The 606-nt window shown below is 65.5% G+C and carries 1 pseudogene; it reads left to right on the top strand.

What is annotated here, in order from left to right:
- Positions 1-606: pseudogene (locus tag AC1D11_RS22210) on the top strand (hypothetical protein); the annotation flags it as partial.

Here is a 606-nt window from a genome sequence, read left to right as displayed (position 1 = left end):
ATCCTTGCCGGCGTGATCGACGTTGAATGGGCGGCGCTCGGCGTCGTCCTCGTCGCCGGCCTCGGCTACTGGACCGGGCGCAAAGTGCCCCCCGCGCCGCCCGAGCATGAGGAAACGGGGATCGACTGGCACATCATCCGCTCGACGATCACGCTCGTCCGCGGCACGATGCACATCCCGCGCCTCTATCTCGCGATCCTATCGATCAGCTTCTTCTGGACGATCTGCGCGGTGCTGTTCATCCAGTTCCCGCCGCTCGCCAAGAATATCCTCCACGCCGACAAAAGCGTCGCCAGCCTGTTCCTCGCGATCTTCTCGGTCGGCATCGCGATCGGCTCGGTGGCGGTGAACCGCCTGCTCAAGGGGCAGGTCTCGGCGCGCTACAGCCCCGCCAGCGTCATCGTCATGGGCTTGTTCGTCGTCGCCTTTTATTGGGTGTGCCGCAACTGGGGCGCCGAGCCGGCGGGCACGCTCTACGACATTGGCGGCTTCCTCGGCCATCCCTCGGTCGTCCCGTTGCTGCTCAGCCTGCTCGGCATCGCGATCAGCGGCGGCATGTTCGTCGTGCCGCTCTATGCGTTCTTGACGACCACCGTTCCCAAGGAC

Source organism: Polaromonas sp. P1_E11 (genome assembly GCF_056405995.1).
This window is presented reverse-complemented; position numbering and strand designations above follow the sequence as displayed.